This is a genomic window from Microcoleus sp. MON1_C1 (assembly GCF_036701945.1).
Lineage (GTDB): Bacteria > Cyanobacteriota > Cyanobacteriia > Cyanobacteriales > Microcoleaceae > Microcoleus.
On the sequence record NZ_JAUBRO010000020.1, the window covers coordinates 116,720 to 124,488 of the forward strand.

At 43.1% G+C, this 7,769-nt stretch carries 5 protein-coding genes; 2 read left to right on the top strand and 3 right to left on the bottom strand.

Annotated features, from left to right (window positions below; all coding sequences use genetic code 11):
- Nucleotides 1-48: 48 nt before the first annotated feature.
- Nucleotides 49-2,145 carry a tetratricopeptide repeat protein gene (locus QUA62_RS13660; RefSeq protein ID WP_333404666.1) on the bottom strand — a complete coding sequence of 699 codons (2,097 nt, stop codon included), beginning with the start codon at nt 2,143-2,145 and terminating at the stop codon, nt 49-51.
- A gap of 583 nt (nt 2,146-2,728) precedes the next feature.
- The gene (locus tag QUA62_RS13665) at nt 2,729-3,670 is read right to left on the bottom strand and encodes an NAD-dependent epimerase/dehydratase family protein (RefSeq protein ID WP_333404668.1); all 942 of its coding nucleotides are present in this window, start codon (nt 3,668-3,670) and stop codon (nt 2,729-2,731) included.
- A 379-nt stretch (nt 3,671-4,049) separates the two neighbouring features.
- On the opposite strand from QUA62_RS13665, the gene dnaG reads away from it, so the two are divergent.
- Entirely contained in the window at nt 4,050-6,068 is a 2,019-nt protein-coding gene (gene dnaG, locus QUA62_RS13670) for a DNA primase (RefSeq protein WP_333404670.1), read from the top strand.
- Nucleotides 6,069-6,225: 157 nt separating this feature from the next.
- On the opposite strand, the gene QUA62_RS13675 is transcribed toward dnaG, so the two are convergent.
- A complete protein-coding gene (locus QUA62_RS13675; RefSeq protein WP_190738822.1) occupies nt 6,226-6,750 on the bottom strand; it encodes a pentapeptide repeat-containing protein in 525 nt (174 codons plus the stop codon).
- Between the two features lie 14 nt (nt 6,751-6,764).
- Here QUA62_RS13675 and QUA62_RS13680 point away from each other — a divergent pair, with 14 nt between their 5' ends.
- On the top strand, nt 6,765-7,394 hold the full coding sequence (locus QUA62_RS13680) for a YraN family protein (protein ID WP_333404672.1): 630 nt from the start codon (nt 6,765-6,767) through the stop codon (nt 7,392-7,394).
- Nucleotides 7,395-7,769: the final 375 nt, after the last annotated feature.

Here is a 7,769-nt window from a genome sequence, read left to right on the forward strand (position 1 = left end):
TCGCTACTACACTTGCCCCTCGTCCTAGCAGAGGGGGACTAATAACAATTATTGTTGTGGTTGGGATTCTAGCGGGCTGCTTCCTAGCTGACTTTCTGCCCGCTTTTTTGCTTCCATTGCCGCTCCGTAATCCGGTTTGTAGCGAATTGCTTTGTCATAGGAGGCGATCGCATCTTCGTATCTTTTTACCGCCACAAGTGCATTACCGCGACTATACCAGGCTTCGGAGTAATCTTGCTTAACATAAACGGCTTCATTGTAAGAGACGATCGCATCTTCATACCGTTTCAAATTGTACTGGGCATTGCCTCTATTGTACCACGCTTGATATTCTTTCGGGTTTAAGTCTAAGGCTCTGTTGTAACACTCAATTGCTTGTTCGTACTTGCGTAATTCGTGATATGACCAACCTAAATTGTACCACGCTTGATAATAATCCGGTTTTAATTTAACAGCTTTTTCGTAAGCTTCTACCGCTTCTTCATGCCTCCGCATTTTCAGCAAAGCGATGCCTTTACTGTACCAGGCTTGATAAAATTTTGGCTGGAACCGCACGGCTTTTTCGTAGGCTTCAAAAGCTTCTTTGTTTTTGTTTACTTCGAGGAAAACATTGCCTAAATTGTACCACGCTTCAGAATTATCGAATTTGATTTCAACTGCTTTTTGATATGATTCTACGGCTCGATCGTACTGTTTTAATTTTTGGTAAGCTTGTCCGCGATTGTACCAAGCACGGTACAAGTTAGGCTGAAATTCAACGGCTTTTTCGTAGGAAGCGATCGCTTCTTCGTACCGCTGCGAATCTAATAGAACATCGCCTCTACCTTCCCACGCTGCTGCATAGTCGGGCTGGATTTTCAAAGCGTTATCAAAAGATGCGATCGCCTCTTGAGACTGTTGCAACTTATCCAAAGCATAACCCCGTCCCGTCCAAGCTTCTAAGTATTCCGGCTTTAATTCTATGGCTTTATCATAAGCTAACTGCGATTCTTGGTATTTTTTCAATTTATATAAAGTTTTGGCTTTTTCCTGCCAAACTTCCGCGTAGTCCGGCCTGAGATTTATTGCTCGCTCGTAAGCGGCCAGAGCTTCTTCAAATCGACTTAAATTGTAAAGAGTATTGCCTCGGTTGTACAGGTCAGTTGCATTGGCAGAATTAAAAGTATTTACACCATAAATTGATGCTATAATACTGATGCCAATTAAACTGGCGATCGACAATATTTTTAAATACAGTTTTTTTCGGGGTTTTACAGGCTTATTCGCAGCAGCAACCGGAGGCAATACAGGAACTGTACCGCTGAAAGAATTTTTCAATTCTTTAATAGCTTGCAGCGTTTCGCCGGCACTAGAATAACGTTGCCGAAAATCGTACTTTACCATCTTGTCTAAAATCTTCGCAAATTCAGGACTGACTGATGTTTTGTCCTGCCATATAATTTCCTCTGTATCGGGGTTTTTTGGCATTTGGTGAGGATTTATGCCAGTGAGGAACTGAATCGCGATCGCACCTACGGCATAGATATCGCTGCTGAGTTTCGGGTTGCCGTGAGATTGTTCGCTGGGCATATAACCGGGAGTACCAATGCTCACACTCAAGCTATTCTTGGGCTGAGGATTGGTGATTTGAGTAGTAATTTCTTTGACGGCGCCGAAGTCAATTAAAACTAATTTTCCGTCTCTATCTCGGCGGAGAATATTACGAGGATTGACATCGCGGTGAATCACATTTTGCTGGTGTACAAAGTCTAAAATTTCCAGAAGTTCTTGCAATATACAAATGACTTGATCTTCCTGCATGACTCCCGCATTTCCAGGAGAAGCGGGCGTAATTTCTTGACTTAAATCGTGACCTTCTATAAATTCTTGAACTAGGTAAAACTCTTGATTCTCTTCAAAAAAAGCAAAAAGTCGAGGAATGCGATCGTGATTTCCCAATTTGTACAAAACTTGTGCTTCGGTATCGAATAAACGTCTTGCTACCTGTAGAGTTTGCGGATCAGTTGCTTGAGGTTTAAGCTGCTTGACGACGCAGAGGTGATTGCCTGGTAGCTGCTTATCTTCAGCTAAATAAGTTTGAGCAAATCCGCCGCCTCCCAAGTGACGGATAATACTGTAGCGATTGCTGAGTGTTATTCCAAGCATGAAATTCACCTAATATTTCCTAGTCCTTTGGAGAATTAGCTTCCAACCAAGCTGTCACATCTTCCGCATTTGCAAATTCTAACATGACCCCTCTAAATTTTTTAATTGGTCGAACCGCAACTGGGGAGTTTGAATTTCAATAAAATCACTTTTAGGGTGAAATCCCTTGTGCAGTTCTTCAATCGGTAGTGTCTTTTCGTAAAGGATGAAGAATAATCGACCTTTCGAGGAGTCTTACCCAGTCTGACTTCCAAAATAGAGTATTTTACTCTGTCCTTTACGAAATACCACTACCCTTCAATCATTAATTTATTTCCCTCATTTGTTGCTTTATTGTACAAAGGCTAGCTGGTCTAACACCTACCGATTTAGAAGTTGGATTTCAATAATTAATTACAGACGTGCCTTTGTGAATTTTTGCTATCACCTCTAAGTAGCTATCTTTGGTTTTGATGTAAGGTGCCCGGTGGGAACTTTACTGTGACAGTCTATTTGCTTTCTTTCTTGTTCCCTCCCCTTAGTAAGGGGAGGGTTAGGGTGGGGTTCTAGATTTTTGCTGGCATGGGGATGCTCCCACTCTAACTTAACTTTGAACCGATTTCAAAATTTCATCATCGACTGAAAAATCTATCTCAGCTTTGTCGCGTCCCGAAACTACATAATCATTCTGAAAAGAATCTTTCAATCCAGAAAGTAAGTCAAATTCCGGCTGCCAGTTAAGATCGGTGACAGCTTTATTAACTGAAGCAAAAAAGTGCTGCAATCGCATCGGAAAAGCTTTCTTTTTGCCGAAGTCAAATTGTTTCGGATCGTAGTGTACAATCTTAATAGCATCAGGAGATTTGCCTGCGGCTTGAATGCAGGCGCGTGCTAAACCGTCAAAGGTGACAAATCGATCGCCCGAAACGTTGTAAATTTGCCCGATCGCCCTAGAGTTGCCCAAAACCGCGGCCATTGCTTTAGCCAAATCCTGACAGTGCCCCAACTGCGTGAAGTGCATTCCGTTACCGGGAATCGGAATCGGTCGATCGCGCACAATGCGATCGAAAAACCAAGCCTCTAAATCGTTATAATTTTGGGGGCCGTAAATGTAAGTCGGGCGAATCGAAGTCCAAGGCAAACCCGATGTGGCCAAGTAATTTTCGGTTTCGCATTTACCCAAATGCCGGCTTTTAGGATCAGTAGCGTCCCCTTCGATATGAGGCATTTGATCCGACTTCAAATAAACCCCCGCAGAGCTCATGTAAACAAAGTGCTGCACCCGCCCTTTAAATATTTCAGCTAAAGGCTTTGTATCGCTGAGTTCGCGGCCGTTGTTGTCAAAAACAGCGTCAAACTCGACCGTCGATAACTTTTCTTGCAATTGTTCAACATTTGTGCGATCGCCCTGAATCTGTTTTACCCCCGCAACCGGTACAGGCTTGTTGCCCCGGTTAAACAACACCACTTCATGCCCTTGTGCTGCTAAAATCTTAGTAAGATAAACCCCGATAAACCGAGTACCGCCCATCATTAAAATTCGCATTATTTTCGATGCTCCTTACAGTTAGTGTAAATATCTTACAATAAAGTTATGCCTTACGGAGAAACCGTTTTTTTAACAAAACACATATTAACCGCGAGGAGCCATGGTACAAAAAACCGGAACGATTGAGTTTTTATGTGCAAGTCCTGAAAGTCAGTTTTGTGCTTTACTAAAGTGCGATAGCTCCCAATAAACATATAGCAATCCCTAGGACGATTAACACTTTCTCACTTGCCAAAACCCTGGCTTTTCTTCCTTCTTCCTTTTGTTTATCCGATCGCAAAGCTGAAGGGTCTTCTTCCTTCTTCCTTCCTCCTTCTTTCTTCTTCCTTCTTTCTTCTTCCTTCCGCTATACTTTCAATTTCCCTAAAATCGCCCTATGCAAGTTCCTCGGCTGCATCCAGAAACAATCGAAGAAGTTAAACAAAGAGCCGACATAGTAGATGTCATTTCCGGCCGCGTCGTCTTGCGAAAACGCGGCAAAGAATTTGTAGGTTTGTGTCCTTTTCACGATGAAAAATCTCCCAGCTTTACCGTCAGTCCCGGCAAACAAATGTATTATTGTTTCGGCTGCGGTGCGGGCGGCAATGCTTTTAAGTTTCTCATGGAACTGGAGAAACGCCCTTTCAGCGAAGTAGTATTAGAATTAGCTAAAAATTATCAAGTCCCCGTCAAAACTGTAGAACCGGAACACCGACAAGAATTGCAGCGCCAAATTTCTTTGCGGGAACAACTCTATGAAATCTCAGCACTAACAGCCAACTTTTACGAACACGCTTTGCGGCAAACCCAAGGAGAAGAACCCTTAGCATATCTCAAATCAGAGCGCCAGCTAAGCGAAGAAACTATCCAACAATTTCAATTAGGTTATGCACCCCAAGGTTGGGAAGCACTTTACAGTTATTTAGTAGAACAGAAAAACTATCCGGCGCAGTTAGTCGAACAAGCTGGATTAATTGTACCCCGAAAAAATGGAGGCAGCGGTTATTACGATCGCTTCCGCAATCGCATTATGATTCCCATTCGCGACACCCAAGGCAGAGTCATCGGTTTCGGCGGCAGAGCTCTCGGCGACGAACAGCCGAAATACCTCAATTCTCCCGAAACAGAACTGTTCGACAAAGGCAAAACTTTATTCGCCTTAGATACAGCAAAAACAGCCATTAGCAAAGCCGATCGCGCAGTGGTGGTAGAAGGGTACTTTGATGCGATCGCACTTCATGCCGCCGGCATCTCCAACGCCGTCGCTTCCCTCGGCACAGCCTTAAGTTTAAACCAAGTGCGGCAGTTATTGCGGTACACTGACTCCAAACAAATTATCCTCAACTTCGACGCCGACAAAGCAGGAACTCAAGCAGCAGAACGCGCAATTGGAGAAATAGAAAAACTCGCTTATCAAGGAGAAGTGCAACTGCGGGTGCTCAACATTCCCGACGGCAAAGATGCCGACGAATACCTCAAAACGTACTCCCCAGAACAATATCGAGAATTGCTCGAAAATGCTCCGCTGTGGATCGACTGGCAACTGCAACAAATGCTCGTCAATCAAGATTTGAAGCAAGCCGATACTTCCCAGCAAGTAACAAAAAAAATCATTAATTTATTAACCAATATCACTGACGACAATCAGCTAGCACATTACCTGCAAAAGTGCGCCGAAATTCTCAGTAAAGGAGATTTTAGACTCACAAAAATGATCGCTGAAAACTTGCTCAATCAAGTAGTCAGCGATTGGGCAAAGCGGCAAAGTCAAGACGAATCTTTAACAATGCCCCTGTTAATTAGAAACAAGCTGAAGCCGAACAAACAATATAAAAAGCAGCGTGCAAGCGGCGAAAACAAAAACTCAAAATCCAGCTTATCTGCCGTAGCCCGCAGTCTTTTAGAAGAAGCAGAAGCGCAATTATTGCAGATTTATTTGCACTGTCCCGAATATCGCCAAGATGTCAGAGAAGCAATAGAAGCTAGAGACCTGCAGTTTAGCCTTTCTCACCACAGATTTTTGTGGCATCAGATTGTGAATTCAGAAATATTGCACAAAATGTCTTTACAAGTAGCTCCTTCAGAGTTAATATTAAAATTGCAAGATAGCTTCATTGAATATCCGAATCAACTCAATCAAATCTCGCATTTATTTCACTTAAATGAGTTCTCAGAAAGAAACGTTTATCGCGCACCTCTAGTAATTAGATCTGCCCTCGCCTGTATCGAGCAAATTATCAGCATGAAGCGTCGCCGGATTGCACTCAATATGTGGCAAAAAGCCAAGGCCGCTAGCAGTGGCGAAGAGGCTATAGAATATCATCAACTATTCTGTGCCGAACAAGAATGGCTCAAGGAATTAGAGCGGCTGCGTCAAGTTAATTTTTACGATTTAACATCTGTGCCTTGGGGCTAATACCATTTTAGATTTGAGATTTTAGATTGGGGATGACTCGTTCGATAGAGATTGGAAGCTTGCCTGCGGTTACATTGTTTTAACTGATAGAAGTAATAAAGTCCTTACTACAAACCTGTTTGTACTAAGGACTTTATTCCTTTATTCAACAAACCTTTTAATAATCGCAAAAAAGAGTTTCGCGAGTATCTCTACCCGTCACGGGATTAGTACCTTTTGCCACTTTACAAAGTTTTTCTATCATATCGTCTCGCAGCAGTGTATCCGTAAAATCTGCACCGTCAATGATAGCTCCTTCCAGCCTGGTATTGTAAGCGAAAGCACCCTCAAGGATAGCATTAGTTAAATTCGCTTTCATCATGCGAGCTAAATCTAAAGTAGCACCCGTGAAATTAGCGCCTTCTAAATTTGCTTCTTCCATATTGGCCGCAAAAAAGCTGACGCCGCGCAAATCTGCATTGGTAAAATTGCTGTTGCGAAGATTGGCTTTATTAAAACTGTCGTCAGTCAGAACTTGGCCAGTAAAATCAGCGCCGACTAGGATTTCTTTGTCGTGATCCAAAGCGAAAGCAGGTGCGGGATTAATACCGATCGCCCCAGCGGCAATTACTGCTAAAATAACAAAACTCAGCAAGAAAGTATAAATATTTTTGCGATGTTGGCGAATTCGAGAAATCATCATACAAGTTCAAGCTAATGGGCAGTCGTGACAGTTCAGAATTGAATTCTACCAGAAAGAGCGTCAAGCGTAGCTATCCCGTAGGGGATCGCCCGTTAGCGACGGCTGACTCCAATTCCCCCCAATCCCCAAACTCTCGGGATATCGGCACATTGGGAGAAAACTTAGTCGCCGACTGGTTGCAGCAGCAAGGTTGGGAAATTTTGCACCGCCAGTGGCAGTGTCGCTGGGGAGAGATTGATATCATCGCACTCGGAAGAGATGAAGAAAGCGAAATCAACAGAGGTAACGAAAATTCCCCATTCCCCATTCCCCATTCCCCATTCCCCATTCCCCATTCCCAAACATTAGCATTTGTAGAGGTAAAAACTCGCCGCCGGGGAAATTGGGATGCTGGTGGAATGTTGGCTGTTACTACCACAAAACAAGCCAAACTTTGGCAAACTGCCGAAATATTTTTAAGCACTCATCCAGATTTAGCCAATAATTATTGTCGCTTTGATGTCGCTTTAGTCAGGTGCGAACCTTCACAACAAAACACTAACCAAATATTACCGCCATTAACAGCAGCGAACCCTCAATCCGCCGTTGCAGGAAACTACCGACTCACCCTGCAAGAATACATTCGCTCGGCTTTTAGCAATTAAAAATATATAATTAAAATTTAGAGGGTAAAATCTCAAAGCAATGCCACTAGGTAATTTTTAATTGTTAACTTGCCTAGGCTGTCGCGCATTTCTCTCTTGAGCTTTAACGGAGCTGAAAAAAGCGTTAAATCTTCTCCCGCTTTGCCATTCTCTCCCTCTCCTGTTCTGTCATCACAAAAAAAATGGGCGGAGCGTAGCGGAGGGTTGAAGCCCCGTCCTTCGCTTGACGGCTTTTTCTTCTTTAGGCTTCTAATTAATTCTCTAAGCACATCAGTCTTAATCCTGCCTACAATCTTGCATTGGAGTTTAGACTAAGCACAAATTTACTCAGCGTTAGCTGAGTAGAAATTCTGGTGAATTTAGAGAGAGCTTCCT